Below are 18,655 nucleotides of genomic sequence, written 5' to 3' on the forward strand. Positions count from 1 at the left end.
GAGCAGCCCATGGACATCGATCAGGCCCGAACCTTTCTGGAAGTGGTGCGCTGCGGCAGCCTGGTCGCTGCCGCCGAACGCCTGTTCGTGTCGCAGACGGCCATCACCGCCCGGGTCCAGCGTCTGGAGCAGCAGCTGGGCTGCCAGCTGTTCGTGCGCAGCCGCAGCGGCGCCAGCCTGACCAGCGATGGCGAAGCGTTCGTGGTCTACGCCAATCAGTTGGTGCAGACCTGGGAAGCGGCCCGTCGCGACCTGCCACTGCCGCAAGGCTGCCAGCAGGTGTTGCACGTGGGCGGCGAGGTGAGCCTGGGCAATCCGATGATGCTCGACTGGGTCAGCGCGCTGCACCGCGAGCTGCCCAGCCACGCCATTCGCAGCGAGGTCAGTGACGGCGAGTCGTTGCTGCGCAAGGTGGAGATGGGCCTGCTCGATGCCGCGCTGGTGTATCAGCCCACCTATGGGCCAGGTCTGCAGGTCGAGCAGTTGATGGAAGAAAAGCTGATTCGCGTGCGCCGGGTGGATGTGCCCGAGCCCTATGTCTATATCGACTGGGGCGAAGCCTTCCGCCGCCAGCATGACGCCGCCCTGCCCGACCTGTCACGCCCGGCGCTGAGCTTCAATCTCGGGCCGCTGGCCCTGCAGTTCATCCTCGACCAGGGTGGCAGCGGCTATTTCCGTACTCGGGTGGTGCAGGCCTACCTGCAGCGCGGCACGTTCGAGCGCGTGCCGCAGGCGCCGGAGTTCACCTACCCGACCTACCTGGTCTATGCCCGCAAACGCGACAGCGAGGCCCTGCAGCAGGCCTTCAGCGTGCTGCGCCGGTTGGTCGCGGCCGGCGAGAGCGACTGGTCACAACGCTGGGACCCGCTGATCTGAAGCCTGCGCGGCGGCATTGAGCAAGTGCCGCTTGAGCCCGGCGATCAGGTCGGTCTGGGTGATCACCCCCACCAGGTTGTCGCCGTCGAGCACCGGCAGGCAATGCAGGCCTTGCTCGCCGAGCAGCGGCAGCAAGCGCTCCAGTGGATGGTCGCTGCCGACGCTGACGACTTGGCGGCTCATCACCTGTTCCAGGCGCACGGCCTGGCGCCGGAACAGGCCACGCCAGCTGAAACGCCCGCGGGCCATGGCCGGGCCGAGCAGATCGCCAAGGCTGACGATGCCGACCAGGCGGCCGTTGTCGAGCACGGGCAGGGTCTTCAGCTGGTGACTGGCGAGCATTTTCCAAGCCTGATCCAAGGTGGTGCCTGGCGTGGCCGCCTGCACGTCGCGGGACATCACCGAGCGTGCGGTGATGCCGCCCAGGCTGCGCTGCAGGGCATGCTGTTCGGTGGCCAGGATGATGCGCTCCAGTTCATCGCGGGTGACGTCGACGAACTCGCCGATTTCTTCCAGGGCCTGGTCCAGGTCCTCGCCGCGAATGCCGACCCGCTCCCCCGGCAACGGGTCGTGGGTATGGTGCAGGTCCTTGCGCGGTAGCGCGCCCTTGGGGTAGCGCACGCCGGTCAGGCGGTTGTACAGCACCGCCACACCTACCAGGATCAGCGCATTGAGCATGACCGGTTCGAGCAGGTGGTCGCCCATGGCCACCAGCCCCGGGTCGGCCAGCACCGCGCTCACCGCCACGCCACCGCCGGGCGGATGCAGACAGCGCAGCAGGCACATCACCAGGATCGCCAGGCCCAGCGCCGCCGCCGCGACCCACAGCCCATCGCCAAAGCCGTGACGCATGGCCAAACCCACGATGCCGGCCAGGGCGTAACTGCCCAGCACCGGCCAAGGCTGGGCCAACGGCCCCGAGTGCACGGCGAACACCAGCACCGCCGAGGCCGCCAGCGGGCCGAGCAGGTGCAGGGCAATGGACGGACCATATGCCAGGCTGCACAGGTAGCCGGCCAGGAACAGGCCCAGCAGCGCGCCGAGGCCAGCGCGCAGCCACTCTTGGGGGGGAATGTTCAGGGGCGCCGGAAGCAGGCGCTGCAAGCGGGATTGGGGACGCGAGGCAGACATCGAGGTATTCGGATCGTGTTCTTGTGCTGAAAAAGGAAAGCCCAGCGCGACCGGCCTGGGCCCTGTGTTGCGCAATGCAGTGGCGCAAAGGGGCTCCGTCCATGGAGAGATGGAAACCGCAGGGTTTCGTGGGGAGGGATTGTGCCGGGCGCGGGCAGTGGTGAGCCAATTCAAAAAACTGCGGCTGTACTGCAATTTTTTTGCACAGTTGATCCGCTGTGCGTCATCGGCCCAATCGCGAGGCGCCGCCGATCAACGCCCTTTGCACGGCAGTTCGATGCTGACCCGCAGCCCACCCTGGGGGCTTTCCAGCAGCACGATCTGGCCGCCCCAGGCCTCGACGATATCGCGCACAATGCCTAGACCAAGGCCATGGCCCTCGACCTGCTCATCGAGCCGCAAGCCGCGTTCGAGCACCTGCAGGCGCTGCGCCTCGGGAATACCCGGTCCATCGTCATCCACCCACAGCCGGTAGCCCTCGGTGGTCGGCGCGATGCCCAGGCGCACCTCGCTGTCGGCCCACTTGCAGGCGTTGTCCAGCAGGTTGCCGAGCAGCTCCAGCAGGTCCTCGCGATCCCATGGCAGCAGCAGGCCCGACGGCACATCGCGTTCGAGCAGCAACCCCTCGCCATGGATCATGCCCAGCGTCGACAGCAAACCCGGCAGCTCGGCATCGCAGTCGAACTGCGCCCCGGGCAACGCATCGCCGGCCAGCCGCGCCCGGTTGAGTTCCCGGGCCAGGCGCTGCTGAATCTGCTCCAGCTGCTCGCGCATCTGCGCGCGCACGTCCGGCAGGGCCTGCAGGCGCTCGCTGGCGGCCAGGCTGAGCAACACCGCCAGCGGCGTCTTCAGGGCATGGCCGAGGTTGCCCAGGGCGGTACGCGAGCGGCGCAGGCTGTCTTCGGTATGGGCCAGCAGGTGGTTGATCTGGTTTACCAGCGGTTGCAGCTCGCTGGGCACCTCGGCATCCAGCTGCGAACGCTGGCCCTGCTGCAGCTGGGCGATCTGCCGGCGCGCCCGCTCCAGCGGGCGCAGTGAACGGGTCACGGTGATGCGTTGCAGCACCAGCACCAGCACCAACGCCACCAGCCCCATGCCCAGGCCGATCTGCTGCATGCGCCGGAAGCCCTCGCGTACCGGCGAGTAGTCCTGGGCCACGCTGATGGAGATGTCCTGTCCCAGGCGCCGATAGTCGCCGCGATAGGCCAACAGCTGCTGGCCTTCCGGGCCCAGCTCGTGGCCATCGTCGAGGCCGGGCTTGCCGGGCCTGGGCATGTCCAGGTCCCACAGCGAACGCGAACGCCACGTGCCCTGGGCAAAATCGATGCGGAAGTAATAGCCCGAAAACGGCTGCTGGTAGGCCGCCGACAGGCGCCGCTCGTCCAGCTGCAACCCGGACGGCCCACGCACGATGGCCACCAGCAGGTTTTCGCTTTCCTTGCGCAGGCCATTCTCCAGGTAACGTTGCAGCCCCGCCTCGAACAGCCAGAGCGTGAGCTGCGCCAGCGCCAGCCCCACCACCACCAGCACCGCCACCAGGCCCAGGCTCAGGCGCGCCTGGATCGATTTCACGCAGCGCTCCCGGCGTAGACATAACCCTGACCACGGCGCGTCTCGATCACGCTGCGCCCGAGCTTGCGACGCAAGTGATTGACATGCACCTCGAGCACGTTGGAGTCGCGCTCCGTCTCGCCGTCATACAGGTGCTCGGCCAGGTGGCTCTTGGACAGTACCTGCCCCGGGTGCAGCATGAAGTAGCGCAGCAGGCGAAACTCGGCGGCCGTCAGCTGGATGTCCGCGCCATCGCGGCTCACGCACTGGCGCGATTCGTCCAGGTGCAGGCCGGCGGCTTCCAGTTTCGGCTGGTTGGCCAGGCCCTTGGCCCGACGCAACAAGGCCTGGAGGCGCAATTGCAGTTCTTCAGGATGGAATGGCTTGCTCAGGTAGTCGTCGGCACCGGCCTTCAGCCCCTCGATGCGCTCGGCCCAGGAGCCGCGCGCGGTGAGGATCAGCACCGGCGTGGCCAGGCCGGCCGCGCGCCATTGCGCCATCACCTCGAGCCCGGGCAAGCCAGGCAGACCGAGGTCGAGAATGATCAGGTCATAGGGCTCGCTCTGGCCCTGGTACACCGCGTCGCGGCCATCGGCCAGCCAGTCCACGGCATAGCCCTGGCGTTGCAGGGCAGCGGTCAGTTCGTCGGCCAGGGGGACATTGTCCTCGACAAGCAACAGGCGCATTCAGTCGTCTTCCTCGTCTTTGAGCAGCGCGCCGGTGCGGGCGTCGAGCTTGATCTCGCGCACCACGCCCGCCGGGGTCAGCAGTTCGACCTCGTACTCGTAGCGCTCGTGCTTTTCTTCCAGCTCGGCCTCCAGCAGGCGCGCCCCGGGGTAACGCCCCAGGGCGGCTTCGAGCAGTTGCTCCAGTGGCAGGATGATGCCCTTTTGCCGAAGCTCCAGGGCTTCATCCTGATCCAGGTCGCGCGCGGCGGCCAGCGAGCAGACGGTCATCAGCGCAAAGGCGAGATAGCGCGTCGTTCGCGGTAGATCGTTCATCAGTTATCCCGAACGTCTCGCAATACTTCACCGGTCTTGGCATCAACGTCGACATCCCACTCGACGTTCTGCGCGTCACGCAGTTCGACCTTCAAGACGTAGCGGCCGTATGTGTTTTCCAACTCGGAATCCGTGATGGCGGCACCTGGGTGCTTGGCCTTAGCGATATCGGCGATTTTTTGCAGCGACTGAACGGTACCCGCCTTTTCCAGGCCGCTGATTTCGTGAGCCGGAACATCGGCCAGGGCAACGTTGGCAGCAAAGGCCAGGGTGGCGGCAGTAGCAAGGGCAGTCAGGGTTTTCATGAGCTTCTCTCCATCGAGATATGTAATTTGTCTACGGGGTTAAGATTAACCACCGGTCCTTAACTCAACCTGAAAACAGCTGGCCGCATGATAGCGCAGCTCATGGATGCCCGTGCGCAGTCCCTTGTAGGAGCGGCCTTGTGTCGCGAAAGGGCCGCAAAGCGGCCCCAGGATTTCAGCGTTGGTGCAAAGATCGCCGGGGCTGCTTTGCAGCCCTTTCGCGACACAAGGCCGCTCCTACAGGGGAACGCGTCCGTCCAGTGCCGCGATACAGCCGGCAAAACCTCTATACTGCCCGCCTGCCCCACCCGAGACTCCGTCATGAACGCCATCCACATCAAGTACCCCGCGCTGACCTTCAAGGCCGGCCAGCGTGCCCTGCGGCAGATCCGCGAGCGCGGCCTGCGGGCCGAAGATGTCGGCGTGCTGCCGGGCGCCGCCGGAGGCCCCAAGCCACTGGGAATCCAAGGCCTGGACCTGGCCCTGTTCGGTGAATGGCTACCCAGGGCGCCGCGCCAGCGCGCCCTGATCGGTGCTTCGATCGGCTCCTGGCGCTTCGCCAGCGCCTGCCTGGACGACCCGGTCGCCGGCATCCGCCGCCTGGGCGAGCTGTACACAGAGCAGGATTTCGCCAAGGGCGTGACAGCAAAGCAGATCAGCCAGAGCTGCCAGCGCATGCTCGACGAGTTGCTGCAAGGCCGTGACGGACAGATCCTCGCCAACCCGCATTACCGCCTGAACATCCTGGTGGTGAAAAGCCACGGCCAGCTCGCCCACGACCATCGAGGGCGGCTGGGCATGGGGCTGTCGTCGGTGATCGCCAGCAACCTGCTGGGGCGCTCGCGCCTTGCCCGGCACTTCGAACGGATCATCCTGCATGACCGACGCAGCGCGCCGCCGCTGGATGCCTTGACCGACTTCCCCTCGCGCTGCCTGCCGCTGGACCTGGCCAACCTGCGTCACGCCCTGCTCGCCTCGGGCTCGATCCCCATGATCATGGAAGGGGTGCGCGACATCCCCGGCGCGGGCGCGGGCACCTACCGCGACGGCGGTCTGCTCGACTACCACCTGGACCTGCCCTATCGCGGCGACGACCTGGTGCTCTACCCGCACTTCACCGACAAGGTAGTGCCCGGCTGGTTCGACAAGACCTTGCCCTGGCGCAAAGGCGACGCCACGCGCCTGCAGAACGTGCTGCTGATGACGCCGTCGCCGCAGTACCTGGCCGCCCTGCCCTTCGGCAAGCTACCGGACCGCAAGGATTTCAAGCGTTTCATGGGCGATGCGCCGAGCCGCAAGCGCTACTGGTACAAGGCCATCGCCGAAAGCCAGCGCCTGGGCGACGAACTGCTGGAGCTGATTGCCACCGGGCGGCTGCAGGAGCGTCTGCAAGCCCTGTAGCGGGCATGCTGGTTAAACTGCGCGCACCATCGATTCACCTAGAGTTACGACAGCGTGGAAATTTTTCAAAAGATTCCACAATGGACTCCTGCCAGAAACCGACAAGTCACGACAGCAGTAGAAACACCTTCACATGGGCGCCTTTGTCGTCTTGATAGTCCCGATACAAACCTACACATCACGAATTAATTAGTACGTCATCCAGTACATCGACCACACCACCATGAAGCAATGTACTAGGGGCACTTACGGACACCAAGAGGCGCGTGCGCGCAGGGATGAGGCGCGCGAAAGGGTGGCGCAGAACAAGGACCCACGCGAATCGAGAAGGGAAAAGAAGGTCGAGCGCCTGGGCGCCCAGAAGAGGACATTCCGCCGAGTCCTTGGGGAGTGGCTTGAATTCCGCTAAGGAGGGCTGACCGCGTCGACGGTCAAGGTGATTTCGAACGCCATGGAACTGGACGTACTCTCGGCGTTCGGCCTGCGCCAGATCGCAGCATCAAGCGCGCCGACGTGATCACGCTTATCCGCAGAATTGAGCGACGCGGATCAGTGATCCACGGCAGTGAAGACCAGGCAATGGATGGCCCAAGTGTTTCGCTATGCGATAGCCACCGGCATGATCGAGCGCAACCCCACAGCGGAAATGCATGCGGTCACCGAGAAGATGGCTTCCATAAGAACAGGCCTTTCCTGGCGTTCACGGAAATGCCAGAAATCATCAAGGCAATCCGGGATAGCACCCTTCGCACGCCCTCGGCAAACACCTACTTGTAGTTCGCATTCCCGTGCTTGATGATCGCGTGCACCAGGCCGCTCAGGACCTTCTGATCCTTGATGTCCTTGATCTGATCGCCAGGGCCAAGGCCGCAGCGTTTGGCCACGGCACGAACGTAAGCCCCGCGTCGTTCTCGACCTCTGGCGCCCAGCGCTTTATGATCGACGCCACAGTGTGCAGGCCATGCTTGTTGTAGTAGGTATGCAGCAGCTTGCGCAGGGCGCGAATCCCATTCTCAGGAGTATCGAAGAGGCAGAACCGGCTGCCGGGCTCTTTGCCGATCTGGCCAACCCAGTGGTTGGCCGGGTTGAAATCGATGTTTCCAGGGTTGCGATTACGCACGCCGCGGGGAAGCGAGTTGCTCATGGTTTTTCTCCAGACCTATGAACATTTTTAAAACTCCAAGGAAAGAACATGAATCTCAAGTCAAGCACTATATCCATGCGCCTTATTAACGAAGGCGATGCCGAGTTTGTAATAAGCCTTCGCACAGATGAAAACCTAAACAAGTTCCTATCATCTGTCAGCTCAGATGTCGAGGCGCAGAAAAAATGGATAAAATCATACAAAATTGATGAAGAGAAGAAGTCTCAATTTTACTTCATAATAGAACGAAACGATGGAGTAAAGTGCGGAACAGTTAGAATATACGACATACAAAACGACTCTTTTTCATGGGGCAGCTGGATACTAAACGAACAAAAAACTCGTTATGCCGCTGTTGAGAGCGCATTCTTGGTTTACGAATTCGGATTCAATCACCTAGGTTTCCAAAAGTGTCATTTCGAGGTGATGAAGGGAAACGAAAAAGTAATATCTTTCCATGAAAAAATGGGCGCAGAGCGCGTCTCAGAAGACGAAACATTCATCTACTTTAACATCACAAAGAGCTCAATAGAGTCCTCAAAGAATTCCTTCTCAAGGATTCTCAAAAACGGATAATAACCACCGACTGTTCAGGTTAGTCTCTTCTGCCAAAAACATGACAAAGACTAAATCGCCTGGAATTATTCGTCATCTAGAGATGCCTATCATAAGACAACAAACAACAACGGATGTGTAGGTGGGCTTGGCCGACACTAGAATATAGAAAATCGATGGCGTGAAACAACCTTCACGCCACAACTTATCTATAAGAGATTTCGAAAATGATCGAGAGCGCAGAGGAAATCGCCATTGCGTTCAAGCCGCCCCCGGAAATCCCGCTACCCGAATAGAGCACTCGAACTCTTGTGGTCCCCGGCAGCATTGCGATACCAAGCTGCGTGCCGCGTAGCCAGTGACCACCCCGGTCTGCGGCTGTACCCTCTGAAGCGCGACTGCCAGGGTATAGGTCTGGCCAGGCCACTGATAAGCCAGGGCCTGTACGTTGGTGGTGAAGCCGCTGTCGCTGGCAATCTCCAGGATAACGTCACCGTTCTGACCGCCTGCTATCGAGGCGGTGACGGTGATCTGCACGCCGTAGCTGACCGAGGCGTCGCGTGTGGCGCTGATCTGGAAAGCAGTGTTCAGTGCCGGGGGGCACTTCTTGGCCTGAGGAGATACGCAATGGCACACACAGAAGGTATCGACCGCCTCCTTCGCCTGTCGGACGTGATCCGGATCACTGGCACGGGGTGCAACACCGTCTACGCGCGAATTAAGGAGGGAACGTTGCCAAAACAGGTTAAGATAGGCCCCAAATCGGTTGCCTGGCGCCAGTCCGAAATCAACCAGTGGATGGCCTCTTTGAACCCCAGCGATGACCAATCAGTACACTGAGCAGTACACCGAAAACCGAAATTCCGCTCAAAACCTTACCCCAATCAGCATTACAGGCCCACTAGTGGAAATTTTCAAAGAGTTCACATTCGAATCGGCCCACCGCCTGCCCAACGTCCCGGCCGGGCACAAGTGCGGCCGCCTGCATGGCCACTCGTTCAAGGTGGCCCTGCACCTGACCGGCCCGCTCGACCCGCACACCGGCTGGATCCGCGACTTCTCGGAGATCAAGGCGATCTTCAAACCGATCTACGAGCAGCTGGACCACAACTACCTGAACGACATTCCCGGCCTCGAGAACCCCACCAGCGAAGTGATCGCCAAGTGGATCTGGGATCAGGTCAAGCCGTTGCTGCCGGAGCTGTCGAAGGTGCGCATCCACGAAACCTGCACCAGTGGGTGCGAGTACACCGGCGACTGATCTTCACCGGTTTATTCGCGGGTTTACCCGCGAATAAACCGGCTCTATCACCCCAGAGCTTCAGCCCTGCCCGCTCTCGAGGGCATCACGCAGAAAGCTCGGCGCGATGTAGCGCTGGTAATGCGCCTCGGACAACAGGAAGAACTCCCGGTCGATGGCATCGCGCAACTGCGGCAGTTCCCAGTCGCGGAACTCCGGCAGCAACGCCATCCCGTACGCATCCAGATCACGGATCATCCGCGCGCCCCGGGCGATCAACTGATAGGCCCAGCAGTACTCCGACTGATGCGCCACGAAGCGGATCGAGCGCTGCTCCAGCTGCTGGCGCAGCAGGTCTTTGTCGAACACTTCCAGCTTGGCCATCATCACCTGCACCAGCAGTTGCTCCAGGCGCAGCCACACGGCGCGCTTCTGCTCGTCGTCATAGCCGTTCCAGTGGATCACTTCGTGGTGGAAGCGCTTGCAGCCACGGCACACCAGGTCTCCGTACACCGTGGAGCAGAGGCCGACGCAAGGGGTCTTGATGGACTGGTTGGACATTGGAAAACAACGGCTTGGCGGTGGAACACCGGCTCATGTTAGCCCTTTGTCTAACCAGGGTCACCCGTTAAAGTCATCTTCGCCGCCTTACTTTCGGCTTATTTTTGCCGTAGAATCACTCCGCCTTTTCAAGGCACCAATGTCCGTTGGAAGCTGTTTTCAAAGCGTCACGAGCACAGTTCATCCGGTAGAACGGCGTTGGCCCTGTCCATGCGAGCGCGCATGGCCATGGCCAACCCCTCATCAGCCTTCCGTTCTACAGGCGTAAAACTTTGAAAGCAGCTTCTGTAAGGATTCCTTGCGACCCTGGCGGGGCGACTCAAAAAGTCGTCGTTGCGCATGGGTGCCAGGAATGCTGGATGAGCGTCCCGGACTCCCTTTAGGGACCACTGATGAGGGTAATAACTGTGCTTGAAGCCTACCGCAAACATATCGAAGAGCGTGCCGCTCTGGGTATCGTGCCCCAGCCGCTGAACGCCGAACAAACTGCAGGCCTGGTCGAGCTGCTGAAAAACCCGCCGGCCGGCGAAGAAGCCTTCCTCGTAGATCTGATCACCAACCGCGTTCCGCCAGGAGTCGACGAAGCCGCCTACGTCAAGGCCGCGTTCCTCTCCGCCATCGCCAAGGGCGAAGCCAAGTCCCCGCTGATCGACCGCAAGCACGCCACCGAGCTGCTGGGCACCATGCAGGGCGGCTACAACATCGAGACGCTGGTCGCGCTGCTGGACGACGCCGAGCTGGGCGCCGTCGCGGCCGAACAGCTCAAGCACACCCTGCTGATGTTCGATGCCTTCCACGACGTGGCTGAAAAAGCCAAGGCTGGCAACACCCACGCCAAGGCCGTGCTGGACTCCTGGGCCGCCGGCGAGTGGTTCACCAGCCGTCCGGCCATCGCCGACAAGTACACCCTGACCGTGTTCAAGGTGCCTGGCGAAACCAACACCGACGACCTGTCCCCTGCCCCAGACGCCTGGTCGCGCCCGGACATCCCGCTGCACGCCCTGGCCATGCTGAAGATGGCCCGCGACGGCATCGAGCCGCAGCAGCCTGGTTCGGTCGGCCCGCTGGCCCAGATCGAGGCGGTCAAGGCCAAGGGCTTCCCGGTCGCCTATGTCGGCGACGTGGTCGGCACCGGTTCCTCGCGTAAATCCGCGACCAACTCGGTGCTGTGGTTCTTCGGCGACGACATCCCGTACGTGCCGAACAAGCGCGCCGGTGGCTTCTGCTTCGGCACCAAGATCGCCCCGATCTTCTACAACACCATGGAAGACGCCGGCGCCCTGCCGATCGAATTCGACTGCACCAACCTGGGCATGGGCGACGTGATCGACGTCTACCCATTCAAAGGTGAAGTGCGCCGTCACGGCAGCGACGAGCTGGTCACCAGCTTCGAGCTGAAGACCGAAGTGCTGCTCGACGAAGTCCGCGCTGGCGGTCGTATCCCGCTGATCGTCGGCCGTGGCCTGACCGAGAAAGCCCGTGCCGAACTGGGCCTGGCGCCTTCGGACCTGTTCAAGAAACCCGAGCAGCCAGCCGCTTCGACCAAGGGCTTCACCCTGGCGCAGAAGATGGTCGGCCGCGCCTGCGGTCTGCCGGAAGGCCAGGGCGTGCGCCCAGGTGCCTACTGCGAACCGAAGATGACCACCGTCGGTTCCCAGGACACCACTGGCCCGATGACTCGCGACGAGCTGAAAGACCTGGCGTGCCTGGGCTTCTCCGCCGATCTGGTGATGCAGTCGTTCTGCCACACCGCCGCTTATCCGAAGCCGATCGACGTCACCACCCACCACACCCTGCCCGACTTCATCCGCACCCGTGGCGGCGTGTCGCTGCGCCCGGGCGACGGCATCATCCACAGCTGGCTGAACCGCATGCTGATGCCTGACACCGTCGGCACCGGCGGCGACTCGCACACCCGCTTCCCGATCGGCATCTCGTTCCCGGCCGGTTCCGGCCTGGTGGCTTTCGCCGCCGCCACCGGCGTCATGCCGCTGGACATGCCAGAGTCGATCCTGGTGCGCTTCAAGGGCAAGCTGCAGCCAGGCATCACCCTGCGTGACCTGGTCCACGCCATTCCGTACTACGCGATCCAGAAAGGCCTGCTGACCGTCGAGAAGAAAGGCAAGAAGAACGCCTTCTCCGGCCGCATCCTGGAGATCGAAGGCCTCAACGACCTGACCGTCGAGCAAGCCTTCGAGCTGTCCGACGCCTCGGCCGAACGTTCCGCCGCCGGTTGCACCATCAAGCTGCCGGAAAAGGCCATCGCCGAGTACCTGCAGTCCAACATCACCCTGCTGCGCTGGATGATCGGCGAAGGCTACGGCGATGCCCGCACCCTGGAGCGTCGCGCCCAGGCCATGGAAGCCTGGCTGGCCAAGCCTGAGCTGCTGTCGGCCGACGCCGATGCCGAATACGCCGAAATCATCGAAATCGACCTGGCCGACGTCAAGGAGCCTGTGCTCTGCGCGCCGAACGACCCGGACGATGCCCGCCTGCTGTCCTCGGTACAGGGCGAGAAGATCGACGAGGTGTTCATCGGTTCGTGCATGACCAACATCGGTCACTTCCGCGCCGCCGGCAAGCTGCTGGACAAGGTCAAGGGCGGTATTCCGACCCGTCTGTGGCTGGCCCCGCCAACCAAGATGGACGCCCATCAGCTGACCGAGGAAGGCTACTACGGCATCTACGGCAAGGCTGGCGCGCGCATGGAAATGCCAGGCTGCTCGCTGTGCATGGGTAACCAGGCACGTGTGCAGACAGGTTCCACCGTGGTCTCCACCTCGACCCGTAACTTCCCGAACCGTCTGGGCGACGCCACCAACGTGTACCTGGCCTCGGCCGAGCTGGCCGCGGTCGCCTCGATCATCGGCAAGCTGCCGACCGTCGAGGAGTACATGCAGTACGCGAAGGACATCGACAGCATGGCTGCCGACGTCTACCGCTACCTGAGCTTCGACCAGATCGCCGAGTTCCGCGAAGCCGCGGCCAACGCCAAGATCCCGGTGGTTCAGGCGTAAGCTGAGCAGTACGTTGTAAGCGAAAGCCCCGGTAGCGATACCGGGGCTTTTTCATTGGGGCTGCTTTGCAGCCTTCGCCGGCAAGCCGGATCCCACAGGGTTACGCGGCCCCTGTGGGAGCCGGCTTGCCGGCGATGAGGCCGGGACAGGCAACTTCAGATCACGAACAGATCGACGAACCTGTGTACCGGCATGGCCTCCAGCGCCTGCTGATCCTTGCACACGGCCAGGATCGCCTCACAGCGCTGCCGCGCGAACCGCGTCGCCAGGTTCTCCCTGAACTTGTCCTCCAGCAACGGCATGCCCTCCTCCCGGCGCCGCCGATGGCCGATCGGGTACTCCACCACCACCTGCGGCGTATGCGAACCGTCCTTGAAGAACACCTGCACGCCATTGGCGATGGAACGCTTGTCGGCCTCCAGGTACTCACGACTGAAACGCGGTTCCTCGACGATCACCATCTTCTCGCGCAAGCGGTCGATGCTCGGATGCGCGGCGTGGAAGGCGTCCTCGTAATGCTCGGCCACCAGATCACCGAAGATCAACGGCACAGCGGTCATGTATTGCAGGCAATGGTCACGGTCGGCAGCGTTGGCCAGGGGGCCTTCCTTGGAAATGATGCGAATCGCCGACTCGTGGGTGGTGATGAGAATGCGGTCGATCTCATGCAGGCGATTGCGTACCTGCGGGTGCAAAGTCACCGCGGCCTCGCAGGCGGTCTGGGCATGGAACTCGGCTGGGAAGCTGATCTTGAACAGCACATTTTCCATCACGTAGCTGCCAAACGGCTGAGGCAGGCGCAGTTCGCGCTGCCCCTCGGGCTTGAGCGCCAGGTCCTTGTTGGTGTGGCTGAACGACACATCGTAGAACCCCCACTGCTTGGCCGTGAGCGCACCGGGCACGCCCATCTCGCCACGCAGGGCGATATCGGCCAGACGCACGCCGCGACTGGACGCATCCCCCGCCGCCCACGACTTGCGCGACCCGGCGTTGGGGGCGTGGCGATAGGTGCGCAGGGCCTGGCCGTCGACGAAGGCATGGGACAACGCCGACAGCAGCTGCTCGCGATTGGCCCCCATGAGCTTGGCGCATACCGCCGTGGAGGCGACCTTGACCAGCAGCACGTGGTCGAGTCCGACCCGGTTGAAAGAGTTCTCCAGCGCCAGCACGCCCTGAATCTCGTGGGCCATGACCATGGCATCGAGCACGTCACGCATGACCAGCGGCGCCTCGCCATTGGCCACGCGCTTTTGCGACAGATGGTCGGTGACCGCCAGGATACCGCCGAGGTTGTCCGAGGGATGACCCCACTCGGCGGCCAGCCAGGTGTCGTTGTAGTCCAGCCAGCGGACGATGCAGCCGATGTCCCAGGCGGCCTTGACCGGGTCGAGGCGGTAGCTGGTGCCGGGTACGCGGGCACCATTGGGCACCACGGTGCCCTCCACGATTGGGCCGAGGTGCTTGGTGCACTCGGGGAAGCGCAAGGCCAGCAAGCCGCAGCCCAGGGTGTCCATCAGGCAATGGCGAGCAGTGCTCAGGGCTTCGGGAGAATCGACGCGATAGCCGAGCACGTAGTCGGCGAGGGTCTGCAGGACCTGGTCGTAGTCGGGGCGGGTGTTGAGGTCTACGTTTGCGCTCATATACAGCTCCCTTCTGGATTGCCGGGGCTGCTCCGCAGCCCTTTCGCGACACAAGGCCGCTCCTACAAGGGGAACGCAATCCTCTGTAGGAGCGGCCTTGTGTCGCGAAAGGGCCGCAAAGCGGCCCCAACCAACGAAAGCCGAACGCTGATGATGCCTTAGAAACTATCACCGGGCACGCGCACCCAGCCCTCCATCAGCACCCGAGCGCTTCGGCTCATGATTGCCTTGGTCACGGTCCATTGCCCGTCCACCTGACGCGCTTCGGCCCCGACCCGCAGTGTCCCGGACGGATGACCGAAACGCACGGCACTTCGTTCCCCGCCACCGGCGGCGAGGTTGACCAGCGTCCCCGGGATCGCCGCGGCGGTGCCGATGGCTACCGCGGCGGTGCCCATCATCGCGTGATGCAGCTTGCCCATCGACAGCGCACGCACCAGTAAGTCGACATCTTCAGCACTGACGATCTTGCCACTGGAGGACGTGTAGCTCGTCGGCGCCGCGACGAACGCCACCTTCGGCGTGTGCTGGCGACCGACGGCCTGGTCGACATGCTCGATCAGCCCCATGCGCACCGCGCCATGGGCGCGAATGGTCTCGAAACGCTGCAAGGCCGCGGCATCACCATTGATGGCGTCCTGCAGCTCGCTACCGGTATAGCCGATATCAGCGGCGTTGACGAAGATGGTCGGGATGCCGGCGTTGATCAGGGTCGCCTTGAGGGTGCCGACACCCGGCACTTCCAGGTCGTCGACCAGGTTGCCGGTGGGGAACATCGCCCCGCCGCCACCGTCCTCGTCGGCGGCCGGGTCGAGGAATTCCAGCCCCACCTCGGCGGCCGGGAAGGTCACGCCATCGAGCTCGAAGTCGCCGGTCTCCTGAACCTCACCCTCGGTGATCGGTACATGAGCGATGATGGTCTTGCCGATGTTGGCCTGCCAGATGCGGACCGTGGCCATGCCGTTGCGCGGGATGCGCGCGGCATCGACCAGACCACTGGCGATGGCGAACGAGCCGACCGCGGCGGACAAGTTGCCGCAGTTGCCGCTCCAGTCGACGAAAGCCTTGTCGATCGACACCTGGCCGAACAGGTAGTCGACATCGTGGTCGGGCTTGATGCTCTTGGACAGGATCACGCTCTTGCTGGTGCTGGAGGTGGCGCCGCCCATACCGTCGATCTGCTTGCCGTACGGGTCGGGACTGCCGATCACCCGCAGCAGCAGGGCGTCGCGGGCCGGGCCAGGAATCTGCGCCGGCTCGGGCAGGTCCTGGAGGCAGAAGAACACGCCTTTGCTGGTGCCGCCACGGATGTAGGTGGCGGGGATTTTGATCTGGGGTACGTGTGCCATTGTCTTGGGCATCCTGATAGTCCGGTGAAGTACCCTGGGGCTGCCCTGCAGCCCTTTCGCGACACAAGGCCGCTCCCACAGGTACTGCGCCGCTCTTTGTGGGAGCGGCCTTGTGTCGCGAAAGGGCCGCATAGCGGCCCCCGTTTCATGCTCAGACCGTGCCTTCCAGGAAGTCCTGGGCAAAGCGCTGCAGTACCCCGCCCGCCTCGTAGATCGACACCTCTTCGGCGGTATCCAGGCGGCAGGTCACCGGCACCTCGACACGCTCGCCATTGCGCCGCGTGACCACCAGGGTCAGTGTCGCCCGCGGCTTGCGCTCACCGAGCACGTCATAGGTCTCGCTGCCGTCCAGGCCCAAGGTCTTGCGGTCGGTGCCCGCCTTGAACTCCAGCGGCAGCACGCCCATGCCCACCAGGTTGGTGCGGTGGATGCGCTCGAAGCCTTCGGCGACGATCGCCTCGACCCCGGCCAGGCGCACGCCCTTGGCCGCCCAATCACGGGACGAACCCTGGCCGTAGTCGGCGCCGGCGACGATGATCAACGGCTGCTTGCGCTCCATGTAGGTCTCGATCGCCTCCCACATGCGGGTCACCTTGCCTTCCGGCTCGATGCGCGCCAGCGAGCCTTGCTTCACGCTGCCATCATCCTTGCGCACCATCTCGTTGAACAGCTTGGGGTTGGCGAAAGTGGCGCGCTGGGCGGTCAGGTGGTCGCCGCGATGGGTGGCGTAGGAGTTGAAGTCCTCCTCCGGCAGGCCCATCTTCGCCAGGTATTCACCCGCCGCGCTGTCGAGCATGATCGCATTGGACGGTGACAGGTGGTCGGTGGTGATGTTGTCCGGCAGCACCGCCAGCGGGCGCATGCCGCGCAGGGTGCGTTCACCGGCCAAGGCACCTTCCCAGTACGGCGGGCGGCGGATGTAGGTGCTCATCGGACGCCACTCGTAGAGCGGCGCTACCTTCGGCCCCCGGTCTTCCTCGATGGCGAACATCGGGATGTACACCTGGCGGAACTGCTCCGGCTTGACCGAAGCGCGCACCACGGCGTCGATCTCTTCGTCACTCGGCCAGATGTCCTTGAGGCGGATCTCCCTGCCATCGACCACGCCCAGCACGTCCTTCTCGATATCGAAGCGGATGGTCCCGGCAATCGCGTAGGCCACCACCAGCGGCGGCGAAGCGAGGAAGGCCTGCTTGGCGTACGGGTGGATGCGCCCGTCGAAGTTGCGGTTGCCCGACAGCACGGCGGTGGCATAGAGGTCGCGGTCGATGATTTCCTGCTGGATCACCGGGTCCAGTGCGCCGGACATGCCGTTGCAGGTGGTGCAGGCGAAGGCGACGATGCCGAAGCCCAGTTGCTCCAGCTCCTGCTCCAGCCCCGCTTCTTTCAGATACAGCTGCACAGCCTTGGAGCCCGGCGCCAGCGACGACTTGACCCACGGTTTGCGGGCAAGACCCAGCTGGTTGGCGTTGCGCGCCAGCAGGCCCGCGGCAATCACGTTGCGCGGGTTGCTGGTGTTGGTGCAGCTGGTGATGGCGGCGATGATCACCGCGCCATCCGGCATCTGCCCCGGCACCTCCTCCCACTGCCCGGCGATGCCCTTGGCCGCCAGGTCGCTGGTGGCCACGCGCGCATGCGGATTGGACGGGCCGGCCATGTTGCGCACCACGCTCGACAGGTCGAAGCTCAGGGTGCGCTCGTACTCGGCCTTGGCCAGGCTGTCGGCCCAAAGGCCGGCGACCTTGGCGTAGGTTTCCACCAGCTGCACCTGCTGCTCGTCGCGACCGGTGAGCTTGAGGTAGTCGAGGGTCTGCTGGTCGATGGCGAACATCGCCGCGGTGGCACCGTATTCCGGGGCCATGTTGGAGATGGTGGCGCGGTCGCCCAACGTCAGCGCGCTGGCACCGGCGCCGTGGAACTCCAGGTAGGCACCGACCACCTTCTGCTGGCGCAGGAACTCGGTGAGCGCCAGCACCAGGTCGGTGGCCGTGATGTTCGGCGCCAGGCGGCCGGTCAGTTCGACGCCGACGATTTCCGGCAGACGCATCCACGAAGCGCGGCCAAGCATCACGTTCTCGGCCTCCAGGCCGCCGACGCCGATGGCGATCACGCCCAGGGCATCGACGTGCGGGGTGTGGCTGTCGGTGCCGACGCAGGTGTCCGGGTAGGCCACGCCCCGGTCGTTGTGGATCACCGGCGACATCTTCTCCAGGTTGATCTGGTGCATGATGCCGTTGCCCGGCTGGATCACGTCGACGTTCTTGAACGCCTGCTTGGTCCAGTTGATGAAGTGGAAGCGGTCTTCGTTGCGACGGTCCTCGATGGCGCGGTTCTTCTCGAACGCCTGCGGGTCGAAGCCGCCACATTCCACGGCCAGCGAGTGGTCGACGATCAGTTGCACCGGCACCACCGGGTTGACCTGGGCCGGGTCGCCGCCCTTGTCGGCGATGGCGTCGCGCAGGCCGGCGAGGTCGACCAGTGCAGTCTGGCCGAGGATGTCGTGGCAGACGACCCGGGCCGGGAACCATGGGAAGTCGAGGTCGCGCTTGCGCTCGATCAGCTGTTCGAGCGAGGCGTTGAGCGTGGCCGGGGCGCAACGGCGCACCAGGTTCTCGGCCAGCACGCGGGAGGTGTATGGCAGGCCGTCGTAGGCGCCGGGCTTGATCGCCTCGACCGCGGCACGGGCGTCGAAGTAGTCCAGGGCGGTGCCTGGCAGATTCTTGCGGAATGCGGTGTTCATATCGTTATCAGGCTCGGTCACGGTATTCAGTAAGCAGGTCTGGCCTTGGGGGGCGCTACGCGCCCCTTTCGCGACACAAGGCCGCTCCTACAGGGACTGCGCCGCACCTGTGGGAGCGGCCTTGTGTCGCTGGGGCTGCGCAGC

The 18,655-nt window shown here is 63.7% G+C and carries 16 protein-coding genes and 1 pseudogene; 7 read left to right on the forward strand and 10 right to left on the reverse strand.

Features of this window, described 5'->3' with window-relative positions:
• Positions 1-9: 9 nt before the first annotated feature.
• Positions 10-876, forward strand: a complete 867-nt coding sequence (locus tag N7422_RS09805) for a LysR family transcriptional regulator (protein ID WP_279806335.1) — start codon at positions 10-12, stop codon at positions 874-876.
• Here N7422_RS09805 and N7422_RS09810 read toward each other — a convergent pair.
• The 5 genes from N7422_RS09810 to N7422_RS09830 all read right to left on the reverse strand — a co-directional run bounded on the left by N7422_RS09810 (position 850) and on the right by N7422_RS09830 (position 4,864).
• Positions 850-2,007: an HPP family protein gene (locus tag N7422_RS09810; RefSeq protein WP_279806336.1), complete on the reverse strand. Its 1,158-nt coding sequence runs from the start codon at positions 2,005-2,007 to the stop codon at positions 850-852. The genes N7422_RS09805 and N7422_RS09810 overlap by 27 nt on opposite strands.
• A 252-nt stretch (positions 2,008-2,259) precedes the next feature.
• A complete protein-coding gene (locus N7422_RS09815; protein ID WP_279806337.1) occupies positions 2,260-3,579 on the reverse strand; it encodes a sensor histidine kinase in 1,320 nt (439 codons plus the stop codon).
• Positions 3,576-4,244, reverse strand: coding sequence for a response regulator transcription factor (locus N7422_RS09820; protein WP_279806338.1), 669 nt, complete (start codon positions 4,242-4,244; stop codon positions 3,576-3,578). Before N7422_RS09820 ends, N7422_RS09815 begins: the two co-directional genes overlap by 4 nt.
• The gene (locus N7422_RS09825; RefSeq protein ID WP_279806339.1) at positions 4,245-4,559 is read right to left on the reverse strand and encodes a PepSY domain-containing protein; all 315 of its coding nucleotides are present in this window, start codon (positions 4,557-4,559) and stop codon (positions 4,245-4,247) included.
• Positions 4,559-4,864 carry a PepSY domain-containing protein gene (locus N7422_RS09830; protein ID WP_279806340.1) on the reverse strand — a complete coding sequence of 102 codons (306 nt, stop codon included), beginning with the start codon at positions 4,862-4,864 and terminating at the stop codon, positions 4,559-4,561. The genes N7422_RS09825 and N7422_RS09830 overlap by 1 nt, the downstream gene beginning before the upstream one ends.
• A 321-nt stretch (positions 4,865-5,185) precedes the next feature.
• Here N7422_RS09830 and N7422_RS09835 point away from each other — a divergent pair, with 321 nt between their 5' ends.
• On the forward strand, positions 5,186-6,265 hold the full coding sequence (locus tag N7422_RS09835; RefSeq protein WP_279806341.1) for a patatin-like phospholipase family protein: 1,080 nt from the start codon (positions 5,186-5,188) through the stop codon (positions 6,263-6,265).
• Between the two features lie 223 nt (positions 6,266-6,488).
• Complete coding sequence (locus N7422_RS26870; protein ID WP_347815265.1) at positions 6,489-6,674, forward strand: hypothetical protein; 186 nt, start codon at positions 6,489-6,491, stop codon at positions 6,672-6,674.
• A 358-nt stretch (positions 6,675-7,032) separates the two neighbouring features.
• On the opposite strand, the pseudogene N7422_RS09840 reads toward N7422_RS26870, so the two are convergent.
• A pseudogene (locus N7422_RS09840) lies at positions 7,033-7,409 on the reverse strand (structural protein).
• 48 nt (positions 7,410-7,457) lie between these two features.
• On the opposite strand from N7422_RS09840, the gene N7422_RS09845 reads away from it, so the two are divergent.
• The 3 genes from N7422_RS09845 to queD all read left to right on the forward strand — a co-directional run bounded on the left by N7422_RS09845 (position 7,458) and on the right by queD (position 9,225).
• Positions 7,458-7,985, forward strand: coding sequence for a GNAT family N-acetyltransferase (locus tag N7422_RS09845; RefSeq protein WP_279806342.1), 528 nt, complete (start codon positions 7,458-7,460; stop codon positions 7,983-7,985).
• Between the two features lie 606 nt (positions 7,986-8,591).
• A complete protein-coding gene (locus N7422_RS09850) occupies positions 8,592-8,804 on the forward strand; it encodes an AlpA family transcriptional regulator (RefSeq protein ID WP_279806343.1) in 213 nt (70 codons plus the stop codon).
• 64 nt (positions 8,805-8,868) lie between these two features.
• Positions 8,869-9,225, forward strand: coding sequence for a 6-carboxytetrahydropterin synthase QueD (gene queD, locus N7422_RS09855; RefSeq protein ID WP_023630589.1), 357 nt, complete (start codon positions 8,869-8,871; stop codon positions 9,223-9,225).
• A 60-nt stretch (positions 9,226-9,285) separates the two neighbouring features.
• On the opposite strand, the gene N7422_RS09860 is transcribed toward queD, so the two are convergent.
• Positions 9,286-9,765, reverse strand: coding sequence for a DUF1289 domain-containing protein (locus N7422_RS09860; protein ID WP_279806344.1), 480 nt, complete (start codon positions 9,763-9,765; stop codon positions 9,286-9,288).
• Between the two features lie 407 nt (positions 9,766-10,172).
• Between N7422_RS09860 and acnB the strand changes: the two genes are divergently transcribed.
• The gene (gene acnB / locus N7422_RS09865) at positions 10,173-12,782 is read left to right on the forward strand and encodes a bifunctional aconitate hydratase 2/2-methylisocitrate dehydratase (protein ID WP_279806539.1); all 2,610 of its coding nucleotides are present in this window, start codon (positions 10,173-10,175) and stop codon (positions 12,780-12,782) included.
• 155 nt (positions 12,783-12,937) lie between these two features.
• Here the strand turns inward: acnB and prpD are convergent, their stop codons facing one another.
• The 3 genes from prpD to acnD form a co-directional block, all read right to left on the reverse strand.
• A complete protein-coding gene (gene prpD / locus N7422_RS09870) occupies positions 12,938-14,422 on the reverse strand; it encodes a 2-methylcitrate dehydratase (RefSeq protein WP_279806345.1) in 1,485 nt (494 codons plus the stop codon).
• A 158-nt stretch (positions 14,423-14,580) separates the two neighbouring features.
• Positions 14,581-15,771, reverse strand: coding sequence for a 2-methylaconitate cis-trans isomerase PrpF (gene prpF, locus N7422_RS09875; protein ID WP_279806346.1), 1,191 nt, complete (start codon positions 15,769-15,771; stop codon positions 14,581-14,583).
• Positions 15,772-15,922: 151 nt separating this feature from the next.
• Positions 15,923-18,511 (reverse strand): Fe/S-dependent 2-methylisocitrate dehydratase AcnD, encoded by a 2,589-nt coding sequence (acnD, locus tag N7422_RS09880; protein WP_279806347.1) that lies wholly within the window; start codon positions 18,509-18,511, stop codon positions 15,923-15,925.
• Between the last annotated feature and the right edge of the window lie 144 nt (positions 18,512-18,655).

It is taken from the genome of Pseudomonas sp. GD04091, assembly GCF_029836165.1.
Classification (GTDB): domain Bacteria; phylum Pseudomonadota; class Gammaproteobacteria; order Pseudomonadales; family Pseudomonadaceae; genus Aquipseudomonas.